At 54.8% G+C, this 22,850-nt stretch carries 20 protein-coding genes; 2 read left to right on the forward strand and 18 right to left on the reverse strand.

Annotated features, from left to right (window positions below; genetic code table 11):
• Window positions 1–134 precede the first annotated feature (134 nt).
• Entirely contained in the window at window positions 135–1,499 is a 1,365-nt protein-coding gene (locus B5F19_RS01270) for a phage/plasmid primase, P4 family (RefSeq protein ID WP_087286850.1), read from the reverse strand.
• Window positions 1,477–2,097 (reverse strand): CHC2 zinc finger domain-containing protein, encoded by a 621-nt coding sequence (locus tag B5F19_RS01275; protein ID WP_087286853.1) that lies wholly within the window; start codon window positions 2,095–2,097, stop codon window positions 1,477–1,479. Before B5F19_RS01275 ends, B5F19_RS01270 begins: the two co-directional genes overlap by 23 nt.
• Window positions 2,098–2,312: 215 nt before the next feature.
• Here B5F19_RS01275 and B5F19_RS01280 point away from each other — a divergent pair, with 215 nt between their 5' ends.
• Both B5F19_RS01280 and B5F19_RS01285 read left to right on the forward strand, forming a co-directional pair.
• Window positions 2,313–3,158, forward strand: coding sequence for a sigma-70 family RNA polymerase sigma factor (locus tag B5F19_RS01280; protein WP_140394135.1), 846 nt, complete (start codon window positions 2,313–2,315; stop codon window positions 3,156–3,158).
• Between the two features lie 34 nt (window positions 3,159–3,192).
• Window positions 3,193–4,101 carry a hypothetical protein gene (locus tag B5F19_RS01285; protein WP_087286859.1) on the forward strand — a complete coding sequence of 303 codons (909 nt, stop codon included), beginning with the start codon at window positions 3,193–3,195 and terminating at the stop codon, window positions 4,099–4,101.
• 187 nt (window positions 4,102–4,288) lie between these two features.
• Here the strand turns inward: B5F19_RS01285 and B5F19_RS01290 are convergent, their stop codons facing one another.
• From B5F19_RS01290 to B5F19_RS18230, 16 genes are all read right to left on the reverse strand, one after another.
• Entirely contained in the window at window positions 4,289–5,002 is a 714-nt protein-coding gene (locus tag B5F19_RS01290) for a SprT family zinc-dependent metalloprotease (RefSeq protein WP_087286862.1), read from the reverse strand.
• Between the two features lie 3 nt (window positions 5,003–5,005).
• Window positions 5,006–8,137 (reverse strand): type I restriction endonuclease subunit R, encoded by a 3,132-nt coding sequence (locus B5F19_RS01295; protein WP_087286865.1) that lies wholly within the window; start codon window positions 8,135–8,137, stop codon window positions 5,006–5,008.
• 69 nt (window positions 8,138–8,206) lie between these two features.
• On the reverse strand, window positions 8,207–8,440 hold the full coding sequence (locus B5F19_RS01300; RefSeq protein WP_087286868.1) for a DUF2188 domain-containing protein: 234 nt from the start codon (window positions 8,438–8,440) through the stop codon (window positions 8,207–8,209).
• A gap of 425 nt (window positions 8,441–8,865) precedes the next feature.
• Entirely contained in the window at window positions 8,866–10,152 is a 1,287-nt protein-coding gene (locus tag B5F19_RS01310; RefSeq protein ID WP_087286874.1) for a restriction endonuclease subunit S, read from the reverse strand.
• A 3-nt stretch (window positions 10,153–10,155) separates the two neighbouring features.
• The gene (locus tag B5F19_RS17375; RefSeq protein ID WP_162612493.1) at window positions 10,156–10,293 is read right to left on the reverse strand and encodes a hypothetical protein; all 138 of its coding nucleotides are present in this window, start codon (window positions 10,291–10,293) and stop codon (window positions 10,156–10,158) included.
• 80 nt (window positions 10,294–10,373) lie between these two features.
• Window positions 10,374–11,219 carry a DNA damage-inducible protein D gene (dinD, locus tag B5F19_RS01315; RefSeq protein ID WP_087286877.1) on the reverse strand — a complete coding sequence of 282 codons (846 nt, stop codon included), beginning with the start codon at window positions 11,217–11,219 and terminating at the stop codon, window positions 10,374–10,376.
• Window positions 11,216–12,802: a type I restriction-modification system subunit M gene (locus B5F19_RS01320; RefSeq protein ID WP_087286880.1), complete on the reverse strand. Its 1,587-nt coding sequence runs from the start codon at window positions 12,800–12,802 to the stop codon at window positions 11,216–11,218. The genes dinD and B5F19_RS01320 overlap by 4 nt, the downstream gene beginning before the upstream one ends.
• On the reverse strand, window positions 12,799–13,380 hold the full coding sequence (locus B5F19_RS01325) for a restriction endonuclease subunit S (RefSeq protein WP_087286883.1): 582 nt from the start codon (window positions 13,378–13,380) through the stop codon (window positions 12,799–12,801). The genes B5F19_RS01320 and B5F19_RS01325 overlap by 4 nt, the downstream gene beginning before the upstream one ends.
• A 220-nt stretch (window positions 13,381–13,600) precedes the next feature.
• Entirely contained in the window at window positions 13,601–13,852 is a 252-nt protein-coding gene (locus B5F19_RS01330; protein ID WP_087286886.1) for a DUF6061 family protein, read from the reverse strand.
• Between the two features lie 65 nt (window positions 13,853–13,917).
• Window positions 13,918–14,046 carry a helix-turn-helix domain-containing protein gene (locus B5F19_RS01335; protein WP_087286889.1) on the reverse strand — a complete coding sequence of 43 codons (129 nt, stop codon included), beginning with the start codon at window positions 14,044–14,046 and terminating at the stop codon, window positions 13,918–13,920.
• 661 nt (window positions 14,047–14,707) lie between these two features.
• On the reverse strand, window positions 14,708–15,298 hold the full coding sequence (locus B5F19_RS01340; protein WP_087286892.1) for a DUF4093 domain-containing protein: 591 nt from the start codon (window positions 15,296–15,298) through the stop codon (window positions 14,708–14,710).
• 10 nt (window positions 15,299–15,308) lie between these two features.
• Window positions 15,309–16,370: a DNA polymerase III subunit delta gene (gene holA / locus B5F19_RS01345; RefSeq protein WP_087286895.1), complete on the reverse strand. Its 1,062-nt coding sequence runs from the start codon at window positions 16,368–16,370 to the stop codon at window positions 15,309–15,311.
• A gap of 24 nt (window positions 16,371–16,394) precedes the next feature.
• Window positions 16,395–17,237: a pyridoxamine kinase gene (locus B5F19_RS01350; RefSeq protein ID WP_087286898.1), complete on the reverse strand. Its 843-nt coding sequence runs from the start codon at window positions 17,235–17,237 to the stop codon at window positions 16,395–16,397.
• Window positions 17,238–18,364: 1,127 nt separating this feature from the next.
• Window positions 18,365–19,042 (reverse strand): alpha/beta hydrolase, encoded by a 678-nt coding sequence (locus B5F19_RS01355; RefSeq protein ID WP_087286902.1) that lies wholly within the window; start codon window positions 19,040–19,042, stop codon window positions 18,365–18,367.
• Window position 19,043: 1 nt separating this feature from the next.
• Window positions 19,044–19,379, reverse strand: coding sequence for a cytochrome C biogenesis protein (locus B5F19_RS01360; protein WP_087286908.1), 336 nt, complete (start codon window positions 19,377–19,379; stop codon window positions 19,044–19,046).
• Complete coding sequence (locus tag B5F19_RS18230; protein ID WP_087286911.1) at window positions 19,376–22,738, reverse strand: PD-(D/E)XK nuclease family protein; 3,363 nt, start codon at window positions 22,736–22,738, stop codon at window positions 19,376–19,378. The genes B5F19_RS01360 and B5F19_RS18230 overlap by 4 nt, the downstream gene beginning before the upstream one ends.
• Window positions 22,739–22,850: the final 112 nt, after the last annotated feature.

Here is a 22,850-nt window from a genome sequence, read left to right on the forward strand (position 1 = left end):
GATGTTCTGCCAAACATCAGCCATCCGGCAGCAAACAAAGGCGTGCTTTGTCTGCCGTTGGGGTGCGATACGAGAGTCCCATATAGAGACGGTTTTGGGTAAAACGCTGTGTACATACGTACAAGAGCACGGTGTTATTCGTCCTGCCACGGTACGTACGTATCTTCTGAAACAGTGGAAACTCCGTTTATATGAGGTCTGGCAATCGCTTCAATTCCGAAAAATCCCCACACCCTCCGTCCGGCGGTGTTGGTGATCCTGTTGCAGTATTCCAGATTGTACTTGCCTTGATTGGAGATCACAGCATCACTAAAGCTGCGCCGCTTCAGCGCCGTCAGATTGTTTTCCTCACACCACATCTGGTAAATTTCATACAGTTCCTTAGAACTGATGGTACTGTCTGCTTTCAGCCGGATATATCCCTCGGATTCCAGAAAATCAAAGATATTATTATTATCCCGTTTGACAGCCTCCCGGTTATCTTTTGTGCGCTGGCTCTCGGTAAACTTGAAGTTGTTGGCGGCCAGCCGCTGCAACCCCTCAAAAGCCCACAGCAGGATACCCTCCACCTCGGCCTTCATCTTTTCGGCCAAGTCAGGGTCATCCACACGTCCGGCAGGCTTTTCTTTTGTGGTCAGCACCAGTTGGCGACGGTAGAACCCGTTGCTCCGGTCAAACAGTGCCTGCAAATCTCCATTGGAGAAAGCCAGCAGCCGGGCACACATCCATCCCTGATAGCTCTGTTTGCCCTTGCGCTCCAAATCCATCTTGCCCTGGGCGGTGACGATGGATTTCACATAGTTGGTCTGGCGTAGGGCCTCCATCCGCATATCGTCATCTACGCACAGGAGGATATGCTCCAAATCGGCACGGGCAAATCGGTTCTCCGATATTTTCCCAATGCTGCCATCCTTCATGTTGGAGCCGAACAAAGTTCCCAGCACAGCGCCGATCTGCGACTTGCCTTCGCCGCCGTTGCCCTTAATGACCATCATCCGCTGACCTTTGTTGCTGGGAATCAGGCAGTAGCCGATGTATTCCTGCAAGGTGGGAATGTCCTCCGGGTAGAGCAGGCCATCCAGAAATTTCAGCCAGAGAATGGGTTTGGATGCCCCGGGATTGTAGGCCACAGGGAAACGATTACGGACGATTTCGGGTTTTCCCTCCACAAATTTTCCATCCAGAAAAAGCGTCCCGTTGGAGAGGTGAATCCGGTCCGGCTCCGGGGGAAAATCCTCCACCAGCGCCACCAGCTTCATCAGCTCCACAATGTTGCTGATTTTGCGGGGGATATTGCTGACCGCACAGCATTTCAGCTCCTCAAAAATCTCTCCCCGCAGGGGCAGCTCATCGGTCACACGGCCTTCGGACGTGAAAAAAGCCCCGTTTGTGAAGAGGATTTTGTGCGTCTGCAAGAACTCCTCACAAAACAGGGCTTCGTTGATGTTTTTTCCATCGAACCAGACGGGCATTCCGTCAGGCGGATTGTTTTTCTTCATAGGGTGTTTCCTCCTCCTTTTGTCGTTCCAGCCGCGTCTCCAAGCTGGCAATCAGGTCATCTTTGTCCAGCATTTCTACGATTTTTACCCGCTGTTCCAGTTCGGCAGCAATGAGCAAATCCGCCAGATACTCCACATACTCCAGCATCTGACAGGCTTCCACAAACCGGTCATCCAAAGCATCTTCCGGTGTCTTGGGCGCATACTGTACCTTCCAGCGTTCTAAAAGATGCAGATAATCGCACAGCACCCGAAGGCAGCGCATTTCCTCCTGCCGGTATGCCGTCAGCAGGGGGCGTTTCGGCTTGGGCAGAGCAATGGCCGCCGGGGGCTTATCCGGGTCAATCCCGAAATCCTGTGCCAGCTTTTGTGCCGCCTCGAAGCTGCTCAAACCAAAGAGCCTTGCCACAAGGTCGATCACATCGCCGGTGGCCCCGCAGCCGAAGCAGTAAAAATACTTCTCATTCAGCTTCATGCTGGGATGCCGGTCATCGTGGAATGGGCAGCGGCACATCCCACTGCGATTGACCTGCAAGCCGTAATGCTCCGCTGCATCCCGCACATGAATCGTTTGCTTCACCAGCTCAAACAGCGTCATTTTCGCTCCCTCCCCTCTGAAAAATGATCGGATGCCGTTTTTTCCATAGAGCCTCTCTTTCTTGCGCTTCCGGCGCAGCTGTTGTATAATGTTGATACGGTTCCGAAAAAAGTAATCTGCTTTCAGATTACCCTTTCACTAATAGGAGAAATCCCGGGTGTAAAACGGAACCATTTTTTGAAAAATCATAAAAAATTTTTGAAGGGGGTGGAGTCATGGCGTATCTCACAGATGATGAGCTTCTGGATACCGAAGATGGCTTCACCGAATGGGATGAGGACACAGCCGCCGGATCGACGGAGGAAACGCTGGAACAGGCCCTTGCGGGAGAACGCCTGGCAGAACTGGAAAGCGAGCTGGAGCAGGATGAGCATCCCGTTGATTATGATACCGAGCTGGAGACCGAGGAAGAAGAAGCCGCCCCGGTCAGCGAAAAGCGACTGAAACAGGAGATTCGGGCGGAAGCCATGCGCCGGCTGGAGGAAGCGGCCCGTACCGAAAGTGATTTTCGGGTGGTCGTGGACGAATGGAACAAGCTGGACCGGAACCGGGAGCGCCGGGAGCGGGACCACGAAAACCTCCGTGGGGATGTGCCGCTGGAATACCAAGCAGTTCCGGAACCAAAGCTCATCCCCCTGTGGATGAACAACCCGGCATACCGGCAGCTGATGGCCGGGAACTTTCTGGACATCCTGTTTGACTGCCCCTATGAGATGCACTATCTGAGCGCCGACCCATTTATCTCCGGCATGATCGAAAATCTCAGTGAGGAACACAAGGAAGTCCTGTATTTTCTCTCTTTGCGGCTGTACAGCATCACCCGGCTTGCTGCCATTCGTGGACAGTCTGACCGCAATATCCGCAAGCTGCGGAAAACCATCCATAAAAAATTGCAGCGCCAGATGTATGACCATCTGTGCAGCAAGCCGGAAAACGGCCTGACCTTGCGGGAGCGCCGGTTTCTGGAGGAATACTCGAAAATCGCAAAGAAACAGGGCAAGGACGCCGTGATTCGGCGGGAGAACAAGACCAAGCGCAGAAAAAAGAAAAAACGCCCCTGATGGCAGGGGCGATGAAACAGAAAGGGCACGCATAATGAAGAATCTATTTGAACAATCCCGTTCTCATTGGGTGCGCTACGATCATTATGAGCTGAAAACAGCGGAAGATGGCAAACGGTACATCACTCCCGGCAAAAACGCAAAGCCGGATGTCTACAATCCGCTGAAAGAGATCCCGAACATTGTGTTGGATGCACTAAATGTGGGGATGCTGCTGATGGGACGTAAACCGGAGGCAGAAGTGGAAAAGGCTGTGATGGAGTTTGTCACCCGGTACGGCCTACTGGGGCTGATGACCGCTCTGCCCACGACGCCGACTTTTATGGACTACGAGGCGGTGTACCTGCCGAAAAACCACTTTATCAAGGAAGAATCTATGGCGACAGGCCAATATCTGTCCCTTTTTTACCCCTTCGACCAGCTGGACGTGGTGAAAAAGGGCATTGAATCCACATGGAATGTGTCCAGAGACCGGACCATGATTGCCCTGACCATGACTTTCATGGACGAGCCGATGGCAAAGAACATGAGCTTCCAGCGAGAGTATGCTGAACCCTACGACTGGGTTGCCCAGCAGTTCAAGGACTGGGCATTCACCCTATCTACCTCAATCCTGTACTACAATGATTATGACTCCATTGATGAGGACGCACGGGGCCTGTATCGCAAAGCTATGGCTGCGTTCGGCGGAATCGCCCCCAGCTACCACATTGAGCTTCTGGATAAGCCCACCATCTACTGGGATTTTCACTCTCTACTGCTGGGTATCCAGATGATGTTCAGTTTCATGCTGGTGGACGATGACCAGCCCCTGCGCCTGTGCAAGCACTGTCAGAAGGTGTTCCTGGGCAGCCGGTCCAACGCCGCTTTTTGTAGCCCACGGTGCAAGAACCAGTACAATGTCTATAAGAGTCGTGAGAAGTCCAAGGGAGAAGCAGACTAACGAGGGCACTGTTGCTTCTATTGGGCACCAATACGATTGCGATCTCCCGACGCCAACAATTCAAATGGAAATTGTTTATAATGTGGGCTCTCATGACGTGTATAGTTCTCATCTCCAAATCAAAACAGCGCAGACCACCATTTTGGGCGGCCTGCGCTGTTTTGGTATTCAGAATGACTCTTGATAATTATATCCCTATTACAAATTCATAATCAAGTTGTTGCTTGCGATATTGCCAATCGGGCATATGAACGGTGATAAAATCGAAAAATTCCTTGTTGTGATATGGATAAAGGAAGTGAGCCAATTCGTGTAAAACTACGTACTCTATGCAGGGAACACTTGCTTTGTATAAATAGAAGTTTAAATTGATTTTTTGATTAGTTCTACTGCAGCTACCCCATAATGTCCGCATTTTCTTCACGCATATATCCGGACGCTGAACTCCATGTTTCTCAACTATGGGATACAGTCTATTAAGAACATCTTGAAAATACTCCTTTGATGTTTTTTGCCACCAGTTGTTCACTTGCTTGTCGATAATTTGTTGATCTGTTTCTGGTGTGTAAACATTGAGGACGCTGTCTTCCCTTATAATTTGTTTGCGCCGCGCCTGATAAACTTGGATTGTAAGTTGTCTGCCTAAGATACGAGTAGAAGATCCAGACACAAAATGTTTCTCTTTCTCAATTGCTCGAGTTTGAATAAAAAACTCCAGTTTTTCTTCAATCCAACCGGCCTTATCATTCAGGTACTCAGCGATCCATTCCTCTGGTGTCCCTGTTGGTACAGATAGCTTAATTTCACCAGATGGGAATACCTTGAGGCGGACTTGCTTCATCTTCTTTAAGGAAACCGATACCGGCAATACTGATCCTTTTACAGTTACAAAATAGTCCATATATCAGTACCTGCTCATTGCTGTCTTGATTGCATTTTCAATTAGGATATCCATTTTGTCGATGGGTAAGTCCACGCCAAATTCATCACAGAAATCCCACAGTAAATCCTCCACAGCCTGGTTCATTTTCTTGTGGATAGGAGTACTTGTTCTCCAATCCACACGTGCAAGCGACTGTACTGCCTGTTTCATATCCAGTGCGAGCTTACCAATGGCATCATCAAATTCCAGGCTATCCTGGCCATGCTGCTTTAATATGTCGGAAACGACACCGTAAAACGCTTTGGCATCGCTATCATTCGAGATTGCAGTCGGATAGGAGTGGCCGGTGAAACCTTGTCTAAGATCTTCTGCCATTCTCTTCATGCTGGCAAGATAAATATTTTCATCTCTGGATCTCCGGTATTCTGCAATGGTCTCTCTGATTCTTTCAGAAAAGCGTTTGAACAGCATAGGATCTTCATATCTCCGAGATTCGAGTTCAGAGACAATACGAGTATGGATATATGCAGCTTTCGCTTTTTGACCCTCCACTTCTTCAAGTTGCTTATCCATCGCAGCTTTGTCATGAATAGCGACAGGCTCAACAACGATTTCTACGGGCTCAGATGTAACAAAAGTGTTCAGCAGACTTCTGATTCCATCCTCGTATTTGCTGAAATCAACTTTTTCCGCATAAACCATCATCAGGGCAGACCGCAGTTTCTGAAAGAACAAAAGATCTGCTTTATAGTTTTGCATTTGATCAAAACCAATACTCTGGTACAAGGAGTAGTTTCCGACAGCCATGGTCATCATCTTAGAAAAGGCCGCTAACTTCTCATAGAATTCTTTTCTCAGCTTTTCACTTTCAGCGGCATCTTCTTTTTCAAAGAAAGCAACCCATGCTCTGGGATTATTCTGGTCAAAAGTAACATCACCAAAGAAATTCCACAGTGCCTTATGCGCTTCTTTTAATTTTTCCTGGCCTTCAGCCGCTGTTACTATCGATTCAGCAATGTCGGCGGGATCATAGCCAGACAAGCCAGACTGATCATCACTGTACATTTCCATGGCGTTGTTCAGATTTCCAAACAAACCCCAATAATCGACAATCAGACCGAAGTCTTTCCCCGCAGCGATCCGGTTGACACGTGCAATTGCCTGCAAAAGAGAGTGCTCTTTCATAGGCTTGTCAACATACAGCACGCCTAAAGATGGCGCATCAAAGCCTGTTAACAGCATACTTTGAACGATGACGATATCTACATCCTCGCCACCAATAATATTGTTTTTTACGTATTCCTCGTAATCATCGTATTTTGTGCCAAAACGTGGCTCGACTTCATTCTTGAAGAAATCACGGATGATAGCTTTATCGTTTTTGGTGACAGTTCCTTCGTCACCCTCTGAAGATACAGAATCATCGCAGATCAACGCAGCTGCTTTAACTCCTCCAAGTCCATTAATTGCATGCTCCAGTTGGACAGCAAGCGCACGGGTAGATACTGCCACCATGGCCTTAAATCCGCGAGGTTTGCAATAATTTAGGAAATGTTCGTGGATATCAAAAGCAATCATAGAAAGCCGCTGTTCCGTCTGTGCCAAGTGCATGAAGGAACTCCACTTCCTGCGCATATCCTCCTTCTGCGGCTCGGTCAGCGGTGCCAGAATGCTCTTTAGATAGTCATCAATTTTGTCGCTGGTAACTTTCTGCGGAATCACACGCCCATCGTAAACCAGCGGTACAATAACGCCGTCGCGAATACCATCTTCAAACCGATAAGAATGTCCAATTTGTTTACCAAACTTCAGATAAGTATTGCTCTTATCCTTTCTAAGCAGAGGTGTTCCAGTAAAGCCGACCTTAAATGCGTTTGGGAGAACCTCATTCATCATGTTGTGGAATTCACCGGTATGTGAGCGGTGGCTTTCGTCGATCAAAAGGAAGATATTTTCGTTCAGAATCTTGGTGCGGGATTTAGCTGCTGCTTCAAACTTATTAATTGTTGTGGCGATAATGGTATTTCCGTCGTCTTTCAGCAGAGATACCAGGCCACGGCCAGTCGTTGCTTCCACCGGATCCATGCCCGTATGAACGAAGTTATCCCGCAGCTGCTTGATCAGATTCAAACGATCGCAGACCAATACAAATCTTGGATTTGCCACACGCTTGTCAGCGATAATACGCTTTACAAGCATAACCATTGTCAGGGATTTACCGCTTCCCTGTGTATGCCAAATGACACCGCCCCGGCTGAGGCAATCATCCTCACCGTGGATACGACGCATCGTATTTTCAACACCAAAGAACTGCTGATAGCGGGCAACTTTCTTAATGCCACTATCATACAGAATGTAAAAACGAATAATATCAAGCAAGCGCCGTTTGCTGAGCATGGACACAATAGCTCGGTCTTGCTCTGTGATATGGCTGTCATCTACATAGCGTTTGGCAGTATCGGTCTGCCACTGCACATCTTCTTCGTGCCACTTGCAGTAGAACTCCTGCTTTGTTCCGGCAGTTCCGTATTTCACGAATTCCGGATTCATAGCAATGGCCAACTGCGTAAACTTAAACAGTTGCGGAATATAATCGGGTTGCCAGTTGCGGACATTCTGCTTCACGCCCTCTTCCACATCTACACTGGACTTCTTACATTCGATCACAACCAAAGGAATGCCATTGACGAGCAGAACAATATCAGGCCGGGCATATTTGCCATTATTTCTCTCTACAGAGAACTCGTCTGTAACTTGCCAGATGTTCTTATCCGGCTCATCCCAGTTAATATAGGAAATATCGAAGGACTGAGTGTTGCCGTCATACAAATGCACATCGCAGCTCTTACCATAAATCAACCTGTCATAGATCGCTTTGCTGGAAAACATTAAACCACGTTCCAGAGGAGCATCCAGTTCCCGAATCGCCTCGCCAATGGCGTCATCCGGGAATGGGGTCTGCTTTCCCCGGTAAATAAAAGACTGAGAGGCCAAAAATTCCCGCATAACATCAGGAAAAAGAACATGCGAAAGATGGCCGCGCTTCTGCTCGGCCTCCGCTCTGGGAATATACTGGTAGCCCATGGCTTGTAGTTCTTTCAGCGCTCTGTCCTGGGACTCCGGGCGCTCATTAAAAATCTGATGATGCGGCATAGTGAATACCTCCGACCTGTATGATAAAGAGGCACAGCAGGGCGCTAAGGCCCTGCTGGCCTGTTTTGATTACTTCTTGTCCCTCGGCGGACAGGGGTCATTGCCGTGACTGTTGGGGTTCTGAATGGTGCCATCCTTGCGGTGGGGAATCAGTTCCGTTCCCTGGTTGATGCTCATCCTCCTGCCAGCCTCCATAGCCTCTTTCTTAGTCTCGTAATGACCACTGCTGCGCTTTGCGTTTTCACGCTTCACATCCCAACCTCCGTTGGAATTAGGGACAATATGATGTTCTTTTCTTGCCATGTGCTTACCCCCTATGAGCCTTGGGGCAGCACACTGCGCACCCGTCTGCATCAGAATAGTAGACCTTGGCATACCTTACGGCATCTGTCTCGCTGGCGTGCCAACCGAGGTCAATGGACTCTCTGATTTTCAGCGTATTGGCATGTTCGTGCGTATGAACCTCATGGTGTAACCCAGGGTTCAGTGTTTGGTTTTTATTTACACAATAGTAGGGCATTTGAATCCTTTCTCTTGACGATAGTCAAGCCGGCGTGCTATAGTTAGCACATAAGTTGATGTACGAGTCTGCTTATAATCGAGTGATTAAACTGTTGCCGCGGTTTAATCACTCATTTTTTGTGCCCTCATAGGCCTCACCACCTTTCAAGAAATTCACCTATATTTAAGGGATGCCGGTGTGGTTGACGCCACACCGGCGTTTCAAACTAAGCATTAACACGCGCAAGTCCTGTCAACAGTAGTTGCATAATGGCTTTTTTCTTTTGTTGCCATGCTTTAATTTCGGTCTCGATTAGAGTGATTTCTCTATCAGAACTTTCCAGGACATTTGCAATAGTATCCTGTTCATCCCGGGCTGGCAATTCAATAACCATTGCCTTAATTTCTTTGGATGCAATTCCTTTTATGGAAGTGCCTTGTGACATAGACAGAATACGTTGGATTTCCCGTTGCAGCTGGAGCGTGACAAAATACAGATTGCCCTTAACATCAACAAGGTTTATAAAATCTTGGCTTGTACAAAGGGCTGTTGGCGCAATTGCAATTTTACCAACACCCACTCGAGAAACAATTAGTATAGAATTCTCGGGGCAAATTTTTGTTGCGGAATTATTTACCGCCTCTTCTGTAATATAGCGAGTAGCGTTAATGCAACGGATATTTCCTTCTTGCAGATCTGCCGATGAAATCCACGGAATTGTTCCGTGCCAGTATTCATCATTTGAGGTGTCTGGCGTCCCACCTCCTACAAATTCACATAAATCCGACAGCGGTGTCTCAATCCATTCGGAGCGCTCAAACCCCGGCAGTCTTACGCCACTACTGGGATCCAGGAGCTTCTGCATCAGCCACTGCTTCTGACGGCGCTTTTCTTCTAACAGCTTTTTCTTCAGTTCAAGCGCTCGGTCGAACTGGGCAATAATCTCATTAATACGTTCCTGCTCCTGTAATGAAGGCAAAGGAATTCGTCCGAGCAAAACATCTTCATTATTGACCTTCATGTCGTTCTTGGCACCACGTTTTACAAGCGGCTTCAAGTAGTTGTTCAAACAAGTATCAATGCTGAAGTAATTTTCGAGATACTGTCCAGTAATGGGAGAATTACAATGGTAAACAGCATACAGCGTTGATACAATTCCGGGAACGCCATGATTCTGTTTGATGATGCCGTAAGGATTTTCTTTCAGCGGACTTTTGGTATAAACCACATCACCAGTTTCAACGATATGATATGCTGCCACAGACTCTCCAGCATAAGAACGCCCAAGAAGATCAATCTGGTTTATAATGCCTTGCTCACCAGACACGGAAAGAACATCTTCTTTTCCAAAATGTAAATCTTCGTTGCGATCCTTATTCTCGGTTAGTACTGTATTCAACGGCACAGGATCGCCCCATTCGTTCGGGAACAGCATGGCACGCTCCGTACGATATCCCTCCGGCACTTCACCGCGGCGAACGGCATCTATTCTGTTTTTGATTGATTCTCTCATAACTCAATCCTCTATCTGTAAATTGTGCAGCGCAGTAGCGAGGCTTGCATCGCCGGTAGAAAATAATGTGAAAGCGTATGCGGCAAATGATGCCGCCTTGGTAATCGCGGGGATACCGTGGGCATTAACAAACTGTGCCATTGGCATCATCTCCTTTGCTCTCATATAGGTCAGGGCGAGTGGGATGCAAGCTGCTACCGTCTCCACAAACATGTGGTAAATTAATTGTTGTCGCCAGGCTTCAGCTTTCGCTTTTCCTGTTCACGCTCGATCTGAGCAATACTCTTTTCTGGTGTGGGCAGATCTTCTGGCATGGTGCCGCCCAGTTCCTTAATAGTCTGGCGAACCTTCTTTCCGACCTCATAATGAGTGTCATACGCGGCCTGCTTTCCCTGGATATTCTCCCGACGAAGCTTTTCGTCCGTCTGGGTAGCACGGAAAAGGTTGGCTGCCAGCTCGGTGCTGCCCATATGATCCAGAATCTTCTGGCTCTTCTTCAGCCCCTTCCGGGCATGAATCTCCTTGGCACCAAGGCCACCATACAAGCCCTGATAGCCCTTATTCTGGAAAATGGCATAATCTCTGGGGTCCTCCACGCCGGCCATCTGAGCAGCTTCTGCCAGGGACTTGTTATGAGCAATCATTTCGTTGCGGATCGCCAGACGCTTCTGATCCTCAGAAAGCTGCTCGTAGTTATCGATCAACTCCTGCTGGCGGGTCTTGACGGCAAAGTAGGTCTGGCCAATAGCGATAACTTCTTTATTTGGATCGCCATTCATTACGACCAGATAGCACGCATAGCGCGAAAGCATTACATCATCGATTTCACGCTCGGCTCCAGAACCCAACGGCACCATTTTCGTGACCTCACGAAAATGGTCTTCTACGTCAAAGCCAGTATTCGTACAGGCCTTTTTTGCTCTTTCGATGGCTTTGTTGAAATTTTCCCATCTTGCGTATTCGAGAACACCCTGCAATTCACGGGCCAGCCAGTATTCTTCGCCATACTCGTTTACATGCTTGATGCTTTCAAATGTCTGCTCGCTGTATTTTACAAGTTCACTCATAAGCCAAGCTCCTTCAAATACTGTGCCATCTGGGCTTCAACCACTGCGATTTCAGCCTTAATGCGCTCGATATTACCCTGTACCTCCTCAATGTCGATCAATTCTTCCTCCTCGAAGGTGTCCACATAGCGGGGAATGTTCAAGTTAAACTCATTGGCCTGGATTTCCTCGAAAGATGCCACATGTGCAAAGCGCTCTACATCTACACGCTCGGTGTAGGCGCGGAAAATGTCATCAATATGGCTCTTCTCCAGTTTGTTCTGGTTTTTGTCCTTGCGATATCTCGGGTTTCCGTTTGCATCCTTTCCGGAAGCGTCAATGAAGAGGACATCGCTGGTGGCCCGGTTCTTCTTAAACACCAGAATACAGGCAGGGATAGAGGTTCCGTAAAACAGGTTCGCAGGAAGACCAATTACAGCGTCCAGCAGATTTTTCTCAATGACCGTCTGACGGATACGACCCTCTGCAGAGCCACGGAACAAAACACCGTGAGGGACAACTGCTGCCATACGACCGTTGCTGCGCAGAGAGTGAAGCATATGCAGTAGGAATGCCCAGTCGCCTTTGCTGGCAGGAGGCACACCCCAATCGAAGCGATGGAACCGGTCGAGATTGGCAGTCATCTTGAACTTCTTTTCCTTGTCGCTGGAACCATCCTCTTGGCCGCCAGGGTTGAAGCCTTCCGCCCATTTATCCAGCGAGAAGGGCATGTTGGCGACAATTACGTCGAACTGCTTCAGATTTCCGTCGGAATCCAGATGCTGGGGATTGGCCAAGGTATCGCCCCAGGCAATGTCGTTAGGATTAACATGGATACCGTGGATAAAAAGGTTCATTCTGGCCATGGACCAAGAAGATCCATTCATTTCCTGACCGTAGATTGCAACCTGATCCAGATTGCCCGCCTGACGGGCGGTACGAATCAGCAGAGAAGCCGATCCGCAAGTGGGATCGTAGATGGAATCTCCTGCGCGCGGACCGGTTAACATGCCCATCAGTTCGGACACCATGCTCGGGGTGAAGAAGCTGCCCGCTTTCTTTCCAGCCTCGGCGGCAAATTCGCCTACCATGTATTCATAGGCGTCACCGATTACATATGCAGGATCTTCGCCGGGGCCTACCTCGATCTGAGAAGGTTCCAGGCACAGGGGCTTAAAGTCCTCCAACAATGTGCGGAGTTTTGTGACTTTCTGCTGAGGGTTGCCCAGCATGGACTCGCTGTTGAAGTTAATACTGCGGAACACGCCGCGAAGTTCGGTGTTGCTGTCCTGGATGCCCTGCAGTGCGGTATTGATCATCTCGCCGATTTTGGGGTCGAAGCGATTATCATACAGGTAATCAAAGCGCTCTTTTTCACCAAGGACGAACGGAAGGTTCTTCTTAGCGCGGTCGATACGGATCTGATTTCCCTTGTATTTTTCCTCCAGTTCTCTCAAAAACTCCTTATAGGTATCATCCAGATACTTCAGAAACAGCATAGAGAGGACAAAGTCCTTATAGTTCGCAGCATCAATTGTGCCACGGAATGTGCCTGCTGCTTTCCACAGCGTCGCCTGAATATCCTGAGAAGTAGTCTTGCTCATTTTTCTTTTCCTCCACCGCTTATTATTTTCGAAGCCAACATCGACACCAAGCGGTCGTTTTCGGCCATATACTTATTTAAAAGTTGTTTCCGCTGGCGGCTTAGTTTCCAGATTGCGCCAACCTTTTGTTGCTCGACTATTGGAATAATAGGAATCGTAATCCCGGCCAGCTTTTTTACGGACACTGCCTTAATTGCTGCTGCACTACCTGTTACATGTTCTACTTGGCCAAGGATTTCTTTCTGCTCCAGAAGATATCCGAGGTAGTGCGGGTCTACATCGCCACCCGGTCTTACGACAAGCAGATTTTGAGATGCTACCATACCGACGGTTTCAAGATCTACTACATGTACAAATGAGGGATTCAATCGCTTAACAAGAATATCGCCAACCATCAGTTTCTGCTTTTCGGAAACCTCGTCATTCCGCTTTTGCCATTCAACGGCACCAATAGTGCCTGTATCGGAAAAACTGTTTGGCTGAACAACTCCATATCGATAGTTGCCGACATCCCCAAGCCCCGTCATGCCAGCCATAACTTCGGCTACTTCACCAAGGCGTCTTTCAATAGGGCGCATCGGACATCCCTCCTTCCATAAACAATATAGCATCTACCGCCAAAGAAGTCAAGAATATTTTTAGTTAAGCACTAACTTCATGTATTTTGCTGTTGGGAGAATTAATGCAGCCGCTATTGACGTTTAATTCGTTGTTATCGCAAAACAAAAAGCGCCCATCAGTCATCTGGCCGATGAGCGCTGCGGTATATGTTCAATTATTCTGCCATGGCTTCCACTATCAATCGAGATCTAACTGTGGAGTCTCCGTTACGGTTCGCAGATATTCTTCCGGATCGCCATTCAAAATCAATTCTGTATAAGACAGCGGATCGTTGTAGATGAGCCAGTCCAGTTCAGACCGCTGAAAACAACTATTGGCCACCTCATCCTCAACAGCGGCACAGTTAATGGCAATCATGCTGCCGTCAGAATATTTCAGTTCCACACAGGCGGTGTCGATATTAAACTCACAGGAAATCAGTTGTTTCATGGGATGTACCTCCAAAATTTAATGTTCTGGAAGTAATGTAAGCGTGGGTTTGTGGTGTGGTATCCTTAACTATGGGAAACTTCGCTTTCCCACTTGTAAACCGTCTGCCGGGATACCCCCAGCTTGTCCCCCAGAGCCTCCTGGGAGAGCTCCAGCTCTTTCCGCCTGGCGGCGATCTTTTGTCCGGTGGTCATGGTATCATCTCCTCCCCGTCAGCCTAGCAGACGGACGGGCCGCCCGCCACCATCCGGCGGTTTTGGTTTTGCTAACCGTGGGTTTACATGGGAGTGAAAGGGTTGGGAGACAAGGGATTGAAGTTGGTCTTGATCTGTGCGGGAGATTTCGCCGCCCTATGTTGCAGGGTTTCGCCCTGCGGGGCGAGGTACTTTCCCAGCGATGGGAAAGCACCCAAAGGATCGCCGGGGGACGGCTCAGGATGGACACTTCGTGTCCATATTCGCCTACCCTACCCCCTCTGTCGCTTCGCGACATCTCCCCCTGACAGGGGGAGTCGGCCCCCGGTCCCCCATTACGGGGGACGCGTACCTGCTGGATTTTGCAGCATTTCCGGCGCGCAAAATCTGAGTGGTTGGTCTCAATTCCCGCCGGGCCACTGGGCCCTGGCCGGATGGAAAATTGCGTCGGCTGCAATTCCACGGCTGCGCCTAGCCTGGCCGAGCAGGTGATAGCTGGTCCGTCATCGTCGGGCCGGTCTGGGACCGGCCCCTACGAAAGAAGGGACAGCTTCTGTATCCGCCGTAGGGGCGGGTGTCCTCACCCGCCCGTGCCTCCCCCTGAAAGGGACGGCTGGAAAAATCAGGCGGCGAAACGCAGTTTCGCACCAAGTTCTTTTGGTTACTTTTCTTCTAAGAAAAGTAACGCCTCCTCCCGGGTGTAACAGGTGTTGAGCACCTCCAGCAGGGCGTTGGCGGTCATATGCTCGGGCAGCTCCAGCCGCTTCAAGAGGGCCAGCCGCCGCTGGGCGCTGTCCGGGCGGCCGGTGAGGCCGGCGGCGAACAGGTCCGCCTTGGTGAGGGGGGGCTCCTGCTCCCGCGCCTCCCCCTGGTCCAGGAAGGTGGCCCCCGCCCGGCGGAGCACCTGTTCCAGCACGGCGGGGGACATGCCCTCCACCCCCAGCTTGCCCTCTTTCCCCCGCTGGCGCTTGCGCTTCTCCTTGCCGTACACGTCGGGGATATAGGCGTGTTTCAGGTACTGCCCCGGAATGGCGCTCTTGATGCGGTTCCGGATGACGAAGCCCGCCCCGTCCGAGTCGGTGAGGACGATGAGCCCCCGCTTCTCCGCCGCCCGGCGGAGGAGTGCCATCCGCTCCGGGTCCTTGAAAATGCCAAAGCCGTGGGTCTCCAAAATCAGGGTGTCCACCACCTGGGAGAGGGTGTTTTTGTCGTACCGCCCCTCCACGGCGATGGCCTCTCGTATTTTCAGCATGGGAACCCCCTCACCGCCGGGGCAGGGCGGGCTTCCGGGCGGGAGCGGACAGCTCCAGCAGCAGGCTGGTGAGCAGCTGCTGCCCGTCCTGGCCGGTGGACTTCATGGCCAGGTCCGCCTCACCGCACCGGACCACCGCCCGGCGGCACCAGGGCAGGGAAAACCGCCGGGCCGCGGTAAAAATCTTCTCCGCCTGGAAGGATCGCAGGCCCCACAGATCGGCCACGTAGGCGGCCCCTCTCCCCTTCTCCAGGGCCAGACGGGCGGAGTACAGCTGCCGCATGTTCCGCCCCAGGGACCACAGGATCTTGATGGGGGGTTCCTGCATCTGGAAGAGCTCCCCCAGCACCTGGGCCGCCTGGTCGAATTTTCCCGCTCCAATGGCGTCGGTCATGCGGAACACCACCGTGTCCAGCTGGGGGGTGGCCACCGCGTCGACGTCCGCCCGGGTGATCTGCGTGCCCTTGGCGTAGGCCCCGATCTTCTCGATCTCCCCGATCAGGTTGGTCATCAGGTCCCCGCACAGGAAGATGAGCTCCGAGGCCAGATTGCCGTCGATGTCCTTGCCCAGGGCCCGGAACCGGCGGCGCACCCACTTCACCAGTTCCCCGGTCTCCTGGCGGGCGAAATTCACCACCACCCCGCTGCGCTTGATGGCTCCCGCCAGCTTGGTGCGGGCGTCCCCCTTGTAGGGGATCAGGTCGTAGACAAACACCAGACACACGTAGTCGGGCAGCTCCTCGAAGAGCTTGGCGTAGGCCTCCCGGTCCTTCTCCCCCGCCTTGAACAGGTCGAAGTCGGTCACCTGGACCAGGGTGCGCTGGGCCATCATGGGCAGACAGTCCAGGGCCTCCTCCAGGCGGCGGGGGGACATCTCCTTGGCGGGGATCTCATGGAAATTGAAGGTCCCCATTCCCCCGGACAAAATCAGCTCCTTGAGCTGATTCAGGCAGTAGTCCCGCAGATAGGTCTCCTCCCCGTGGAGGATATAGAGTTTTCCCGGAGCCTGGGCGGACAGGTCCTTTTTCAGCTGCTGATAGCCGGCGGTATCGGCTTTTCCTTTGGGCGGCATGTCGTCTCCTCCTGCTCTCTTGGCTTACCGGTTCAATACGCTTAAATACTTCTCGATGCGGATGCCCTTGTTCTTCTCGCTCTCGTCCCGCTCCAGCAGGATCAGGGTCTCCAGCACGTCCATGGCCCGGCGCACCGCCGACTCCAGGGGCTTTCCATTCAGAAGCTCCCCCACCAGCACGGCGGAGAACATGTCCCCGGTGCCCGGGAAGTGGACCTTGATGAACTCATAGGGGATGGTGAAGTAGGAGCCGTTTTTGTGGTTGTAGCCCCACACCACGTGGCTGCCCGTCTCCGACTCCACGCCGCTGGTCACCACCACAGACCGGGGACCGAAGGACAGCAGGCCGTCCACCACCTCCTTGGCCTCCGCCTGGGTCAGGCTCTCCTGCCCCACATACCGGCCGGTGAGGAAGGTGGCCTCCGTGAGGTTGGGGACGATCACGTCGGCCACCCCGATGAGGCGGCGCATGTTGGCCACCGTCTCCTCCGTCACCCCGTTGTAGAGCTTGCCGTCGTCGGCCATGATGGGGTCGGTCATCACCAGCAGGTCCTCCTTCCGCTGGCTGTCGATAAACTCCCGGATGATGTCCACCTGCTCCGCCGAGGCCAGAAATCCGGTGGTGATGCAGTCGAAAGAGAAACTCAGGTCCTTCCACACGGCGATGGACCTCTTCATGTATTCGGTGGTGTCCAAAATCGTGAACTTCCCGTAGTCCAGGGTGTTGGACACCAGGGCGGTGGGCAGGTTGTAGACGCTGTGGCCGAAGTTGGACAAAATGGGCAGCATGGCGGCCAGGGCCACCTTGCCGTAGCCGGGCATGTCGTTGATGATCAAAATATTTTTGCTGTTTTTGCTCTTTTCCATTGGGTTACCCTTCTTTTTCTTTTTTTCACGTGGAGATTTCGCTGCCTGCGGGCAGCGAGTGACTTTGCCCGCGGCGGCTCGTCGTCGCAATGGCCCAGGCCACCTTCTCTTGGCCCTTCGGTCCAATTCACCTTGAGTCCACTCGACTCCGTTTCCGCCTGGTGGCGAAAACTGCGCTCGTTCCCTTGCTCCTCCTCTTCCCGGCGAACCCACTTCGTTGGGCTTCGCCGGGAGGTACGAGAGAGATTACCCAAAACGCCGCCGGGAACGCGGCCGATGGACTACGGCTCCGCTTCGCTCCGCCTAGGTCCATAGGACCGCTTTCCCCGGATCCCATTACGGGGGACGCGTACTTGCTGGATTTTCCTGCGCTTCCGGCGCGCAAAATCTGAGTGGCGGTCTAAATTCCTGCCGGGCCACTTCGTCGTCACGGATTCCGTATCCCTCGCTTCGCCCGGATCGGGCAAAGCTCGCTCACTCCATCGCTCCTCCTCTCCAACGCAAACCCGCTGCGCTGGGCTTTGCGTTGGGGGCCGCCTTCGGCGGCCTATTGGGTGGAAAATTACAGCCGGTGCGGGTTCACGGCTGCGCCTGGCTTCGCCGAGCTAACGGTACCGGTGCGGTTTCCGCCGCAGGAGCGACCCTTGCGGCCGCCAGAAAGCCTTCCCCCTGTCAGGGGGAAGGTGCCCCCGAAGGGGGCGGATGAGGGTGACCTCTTGGCCCGCCCACCTACCGCAGAAGCCCTAAGGACCTCCCCTATCCAAAATCCGAACCGATTTCGTTCATGCCGCAGGGGAGGGACTTGCCCCTCCCGCCGTCCCCTTGAGCCGCACTTGAGCCTCACCGGCTCAAAAGGCGCGCTTCCAACCGGTAGGAGGACCACCCAAAGGTTACCGGAAACTCAGCGGCAGCGGTAATAGTACGGAAACTGTTCAGCTGAGCCGCCCGCGCCTTTGCGATTACGAGCCATGCCGCCTAATTGGCGGCCCCCGTAAAATGGGGTCCGGGGAAAGGCAACTATGAGCACGCAGTGCTCATCGGAGCCGTCCCCGGGGGCGTTTTGCCTACTTTGCCGCCATGGGCAAAGTAGATCGCCGCCCGCAGGCGGCGAAATTCCCCGCACAAAATCACTCCAAAAACTCCAGCACCACCGGATTGAACGCCTCCCAATTCCGCCGGGCCACAAAGTGGTCCCCCGGCAGGATGACCAGCTTACTGTTGGGAAGGGAGGCGGCGATGAGCCGGGTATGCTTCTCGAGAATCATATCGTTCTCCCCTGCGATGACCAGAGTGGGTATGGTCAGCCTCCCCAGTTCCTGGGGCTTGATATGGGGCTGGGTCACCATGAGATTGAGCATCTCCCAGTTGGCCTTCGCCTGCCTGCTGAACAGGCCGCACACCCCGCAGGCGCACCACCCCGCCACAATGGGGAGCTGGGTGGACAGCTTCACCCCCGAGGGGCGGAGATTGGCCCCGTTCAGCACCAGCTTCTCCACGTACTGGGGGTATTTCAGGGCAAACAGCAGGGCGATATTTCCCCCGTCGGAGAATCCCAGCAGGTGACACCTTGTAATTCCCTTCCGGTCCAGAAACTCCTTCAAATCCCCGGCAAACTGGTCCAGGGTAAAGGGCGCGCTCCCCCGGGGACTCCCCCCGTGGCCCCGGGTGTCCAGGGCAATCACCCGGTACCTCTGAGAAAATGGCTCCATCTGCCGCTTGAAATAGGTGTGATCCTCTCCGTTTCCGTGGAGGAGCACCAGGGGGAACCCCTCCCCGGTTTCGATATAGTTTAAGGCAATGTCCATGCTACTCCTCCAGTCCGGTGGCCGCCAGGGGGATCACGTTGATCACCGGCTCCTCATAGGGGTGGGCCGCCCGGACGGCGGCCAGGGTCTCCCGGAGCCGCTCCCCCCGGCAGCAGACCTCGATTTTCAGCTCCTCCGCCTGGCACACCTCCCCCGGCGTACCCAGGAAGGGGTCCGTCCCCTCCAGAGGCCGCCAGCAGCTGTGCACCCGGCTCCAGGACATACAGCGGTCGTAGGCCCCGATGTGCCCGGCGTCCACCGACCACAGGGCCTCCCGCACCGCGTCAAAGCAGCTCTCCGGGCGGAAAATCTCCAGCTTATAGACTTCCTGTCTCATTTGCGCTCCTCCCGCTCCACGTTCTCCCAAAATTCCTCGCTCTTGACCTGGGGCAGCCAGCGGCGGCAGTCGCCCCCCCGCCCCTCCTCAAAGTGGCAGGCGGCGGCGTAGTCGCAGTAGCGGCAGGCGTTCTTCTCCGGCCCCCGCCAGAAGGGGTCGGCGGAGATGTTCCCCTCCGCGATCTCCCGGCAGATGTCCCGCAGGGTGGCCTGGATGTGCCCCCCCAGCTTGCCCAGCCGCTCCGCCGAGGCCAGGGCCTCCCCGGAGATGGCCCCGGTGGTCTTGGACACCTTCAGGGGCAGGAAGCGGTAGCCTTTCTCCCCCGGCGTCTCCATGGCGGCGAGCACCTCTGGGTCGTCCAGCACCAAACCGCTGCGGGTGAGCTCCTTGTCCAGCTGTTTGCGCCATGCCTCGTCGCTCATGGTGCGGCTCCCCCGGATCACCGCGTCCCGGGCGGGGAGGTAGAGCACCCCGGCCCCCTCCACCGGCCGGCCGTAGTACTTCTCGCCCCGGTCCTCCAGGGTGAACAGGTACAGGAGCATTTGCAGCCCCAGGCCGTTCCACACCTCGGTGAGGTCGAAGGATTTTTTGCCCGTCTTATAATCGACCACTCTCAAATAGAGTTTTCCGTCGTGGACCCAGCCGTCCACCCGGTCCACAAAGCCGGTGACGCTCAGGGTCACCCCGTCCACGGTGAACTCCACCGGGGGCAGCTCTCCCCGCTTGCCGAAGCCCAGTTCGAAGGAGATGGGCCGGAATTTGGAGGCGGCCAGCTCCTCGGCCACATTGTCCACCACCGCCTGGACCGACCGGAGCAGGCGGCGGAACAGGTACCGGAACCGCTCGGTCTGGTTCTCCAGCCCCCCCAGTTCCTCACGGACGTACCGCTCCACCGCCGCCTTTGTCAGCTCCCGCAGCCGCCGGCGGTTCTCCGCTCCCCCGATGGGGTCGTCCCAGCCGGGGAGGACGGTCTGCTGAAACATCTCGTCCTGGAGCACGTGCTCCAGCACGTCATGGACGAAGGTGCCGTACTCCGGCGCGGTAAAGCCGGCTGGCTTGCGGGGCTCCGCCTCCAGGCCGTAGCGCATGAAGTAGGAGAAGTGACAGGACTTGTATTTGTCCATCCGGGAGGCGGACATGGGCACCCGCTGGCCATAGAGCCGGTCCACCGCCGTGGGGGACAGGTGTCCCCGCTCCCAGCGGCCCGCCCGGTCCAGCCGCTCCACCGCCGGGGCGTACTGCGGCAGCCGGGCCAGGGCGTCGTGGGCCGCCCGGCTCCGCCCCGCCTGCTCCAGGGCGGGCAGCGGGGCCGCCAGGCGGAAGGCCCCCTGGAGGTCCTCCTCCCGCTGGACCTTCAAATCGGAGAACAGCAGCTTGAGCCGCTCCGCCAGAAAGCTGGGACGGCGCTCCTCCCCCGAGGGGCTCTGGCCGGACCAGCTGACGACGAGGCGCTTTGTGGGCCGGGCGCAGGTGAGGTAGACGGTGGTCATCTCCCGGTAGAGCAGCTCCTCCCCGGACTGGTTCAGCTCCAGGCCGTAGGAGGCCAGCAGAGAGCGGTCGTCGTCGGACAGCAGCCCCGGGGCCTGGGTCACCATGGGGATGGACTGGTCGTCCGCCCCCAGGAGAAAAAGGACCTGTACCGGGTGGCCCGTCTGGCGGGTGGTCTCCCCCGCCGTCACCCGGTCCAGGGAGACGGGGATGGTCCCCACGTCGTACTGGGAGAGGACCAGCCGGAACAGATCGGCGAACTCGTCCAGCTCCATGGGGGCGTCCTCCAACTGGGCGGCGCACTGCTCCAGGCCGCCGCACAGGATGGACCACAGCTGCCGGTACTCCTCCGCCAGGGCGGGCCGCCCCCGGCGGCGCAGCTCCTCCACCCGCTCCTCCAGGCGCTCGGGCAGGCCGATCTTCTCCAAAAAACTGTAAAGGGCAATGGCCTGTCCCCGTCCGGTGTGGTTGGTGTTTTTACGCAGCAGTTCCAGAGGCTCGGCCACCTGGCGGCGGGCCCGGTCCAACCGCTTCACCAGGGCCCGGTCCTCCTTCGTCCAGTCCGCCCCGTAGCCTCCGGGGTGCATGGCCCAGTCCTTCTTCTGGGTCCATCGGCTCCCCCGCAGGTTCCATTTGATCACGTAGTTCTCCAGCAGGTCCTGATCCTCCTGGCTCAGGTCGGTGAGGCCGGTCTTTAAATACCGGAACACGTCGTCGTACCGGTAGCCGTTGGCCACCGTGTCCAGGGCCGCCGTCACCAGGGTGAGGATGGGCTTTTCCAGAATGTCCGTCATGGCCGAGGAAAACACCGGGATCTCATACCGGGGGAACACCGACTCGACGAGAGGCTGATAGGCGGAAAAATCCCGGGCCACCACCCCCATGTCCCGGTAGCGGTACCCCTCCTTCCGCACCAGCTCCCGGATGCGGGCGGCGGTCCGCTCCACCTCGGCGCGGGGGGTGGAGGCCTGGAACAGCTCCACCGCGTCGCCGCATGAGACCGGCTCCGGCCGCTCCTGGGCGAAGAGCTGACGCTCCACTATCTGAAGCTCGGGGGCCTTTGCCGGGTCATGCCCATCAAGTATTTCTACTTCACTTGGAATTCGCTCCTGTTTGGCCAGACGGAGCAGCTGGGCGGCGGTGCGCCGGGCGGGTGAGAAAATCCCCGCCCCCCCTTCGTCCTCCTCCAGATGGTCGCAGGTGAGGGTGACGGTGACCGTGTCCGCCTGTTTCAGCAGCTCCCGCAGCACCTCCTGCTGCTGGGGGGTGAAGTCGGTAAATCCGTCCAGCCACAGGCCGGCCCCCTGGGCCCAGGGGCAGTCCTTTAGCTTCTCCGCCGTCCGGGTGAGCCGGTCCCTGGGGTCCAGGGCGGTGCGGGCGGACAGGGCCTCGTAGGCGGTGCAGATAAGCCCCAGGTCGTGCAGCTTGTCCCCCTCCCCCGCTCCGGCCTCCTCCCCCGCCTGGAGCAGGAGCTCTGGCCGGACGCAGCAGCTTTTCAGCTCGTCCACTGTGGACAGCAGCTCCTCCAGAAAGGCGGGTCGGCGGGAGGGGCGGGCGTACACGGTGAGCCGGCTGGCCACGGACCGCACCGCCCGGTGCATCATCAAAATGCGGCCCCCCGCGTCCAGCTCGGGCTCCCCCATGCCCCCCGCCGCCAGGAACACCCGGTTGCTGAGACGGCTGAAGGAGAGCACCTCGGCGTAGAGTGAGACGCCGTCCCCCCCGAAGCGGCACAGGGCCCGCTCCGCCTCGTGGGACTGCTGCTCGGGCACCATCAGGATTTGGCGCTTGTCCGGCCCTCCCCGGCACAGCCGCTGGAGCACCTGGGTGGTCTTTCCGCTCCCGGCCCGGCCCAGAATCAGTCGCAGCATACGGCACTCCCCCTTTCATGTTTGGTCAGTGCTCTCATCATACCACACTTGGATGTTCAAAAAAAGCCCTTCTTCTCAGAAGAAGGTTTCTCTCTCCATTCCACGCAAGCCC

The organism is Pseudoflavonifractor sp. An184 (assembly GCF_002160305.1).
GTDB classification, from domain to species: Bacteria; Bacillota; Clostridia; order Oscillospirales; family Oscillospiraceae; genus Lawsonibacter; species Lawsonibacter pullicola.

What these genes read in the sequence shown, in the direction of transcription:
- B5F19_RS01270 (WP_087286850.1), bottom strand. Translation starts at nt 1,499, where the DNA reads ATGAAGAAAAACAATCCGCCTGACGGAATGCCCGTCTGGTTCGATGGA.
- B5F19_RS01275 (WP_087286853.1), bottom strand. Translation starts at nt 2,097, where the DNA reads ATGACGCTGTTTGAGCTGGTGAAGCAAACGATTCATGTGCGGGATGCA.
- B5F19_RS01280 (WP_140394135.1), top strand. Translation starts at nt 2,313, where the DNA reads ATGGCGTATCTCACAGATGATGAGCTTCTGGATACCGAAGATGGCTTC.
- B5F19_RS01285 (WP_087286859.1), top strand. Translation starts at nt 3,193, where the DNA reads ATGAAGAATCTATTTGAACAATCCCGTTCTCATTGGGTGCGCTACGAT.
- B5F19_RS01290 (WP_087286862.1), bottom strand. Translation starts at nt 5,002, where the DNA reads ATGGACTATTTTGTAACTGTAAAAGGATCAGTATTGCCGGTATCGGTT.
- B5F19_RS01295 (WP_087286865.1), bottom strand. Translation starts at nt 8,137, where the DNA reads ATGCCGCATCATCAGATTTTTAATGAGCGCCCGGAGTCCCAGGACAGA.
- B5F19_RS01300 (WP_087286868.1), bottom strand. Translation starts at nt 8,440, where the DNA reads ATGGCAAGAAAAGAACATCATATTGTCCCTAATTCCAACGGAGGTTGG.
- B5F19_RS01310 (WP_087286874.1), bottom strand. Translation starts at nt 10,152, where the DNA reads ATGAGAGAATCAATCAAAAACAGAATAGATGCCGTTCGCCGCGGTGAA.
- B5F19_RS17375 (WP_162612493.1), bottom strand. Translation starts at nt 10,293, where the DNA reads ATGGCACAGTTTGTTAATGCCCACGGTATCCCCGCGATTACCAAGGCG.
- dinD (WP_087286877.1), bottom strand. Translation starts at nt 11,219, where the DNA reads ATGAGTGAACTTGTAAAATACAGCGAGCAGACATTTGAAAGCATCAAG.
- B5F19_RS01320 (WP_087286880.1), bottom strand. Translation starts at nt 12,802, where the DNA reads ATGAGCAAGACTACTTCTCAGGATATTCAGGCGACGCTGTGGAAAGCA.
- B5F19_RS01325 (WP_087286883.1), bottom strand. Translation starts at nt 13,380, where the DNA reads ATGCGCCCTATTGAAAGACGCCTTGGTGAAGTAGCCGAAGTTATGGCT.
- B5F19_RS01330 (WP_087286886.1), bottom strand. Translation starts at nt 13,852, where the DNA reads ATGAAACAACTGATTTCCTGTGAGTTTAATATCGACACCGCCTGTGTG.
- B5F19_RS01335 (WP_087286889.1), bottom strand. Translation starts at nt 14,046, where the DNA reads ATGACCACCGGACAAAAGATCGCCGCCAGGCGGAAAGAGCTGGAGCTC.
- B5F19_RS01340 (WP_087286892.1), bottom strand. Translation starts at nt 15,298, where the DNA reads ATGCTGAAAATACGAGAGGCCATCGCCGTGGAGGGGCGGTACGACAAA.
- holA (WP_087286895.1), bottom strand. Translation starts at nt 16,370, where the DNA reads ATGCCGCCCAAAGGAAAAGCCGATACCGCCGGCTATCAGCAGCTGAAA.
- B5F19_RS01350 (WP_087286898.1), bottom strand. Translation starts at nt 17,237, where the DNA reads ATGGAAAAGAGCAAAAACAGCAAAAATATTTTGATCATCAACGACATG.
- B5F19_RS01355 (WP_087286902.1), bottom strand. Translation starts at nt 19,042, where the DNA reads ATGGACATTGCCTTAAACTATATCGAAACCGGGGAGGGGTTCCCCCTG.
- B5F19_RS01360 (WP_087286908.1), bottom strand. Translation starts at nt 19,379, where the DNA reads ATGAGACAGGAAGTCTATAAGCTGGAGATTTTCCGCCCGGAGAGCTGC.
- B5F19_RS18230 (WP_087286911.1), bottom strand. Translation starts at nt 22,738, where the DNA reads ATGCTGCGACTGATTCTGGGCCGGGCCGGGAGCGGAAAGACCACCCAG.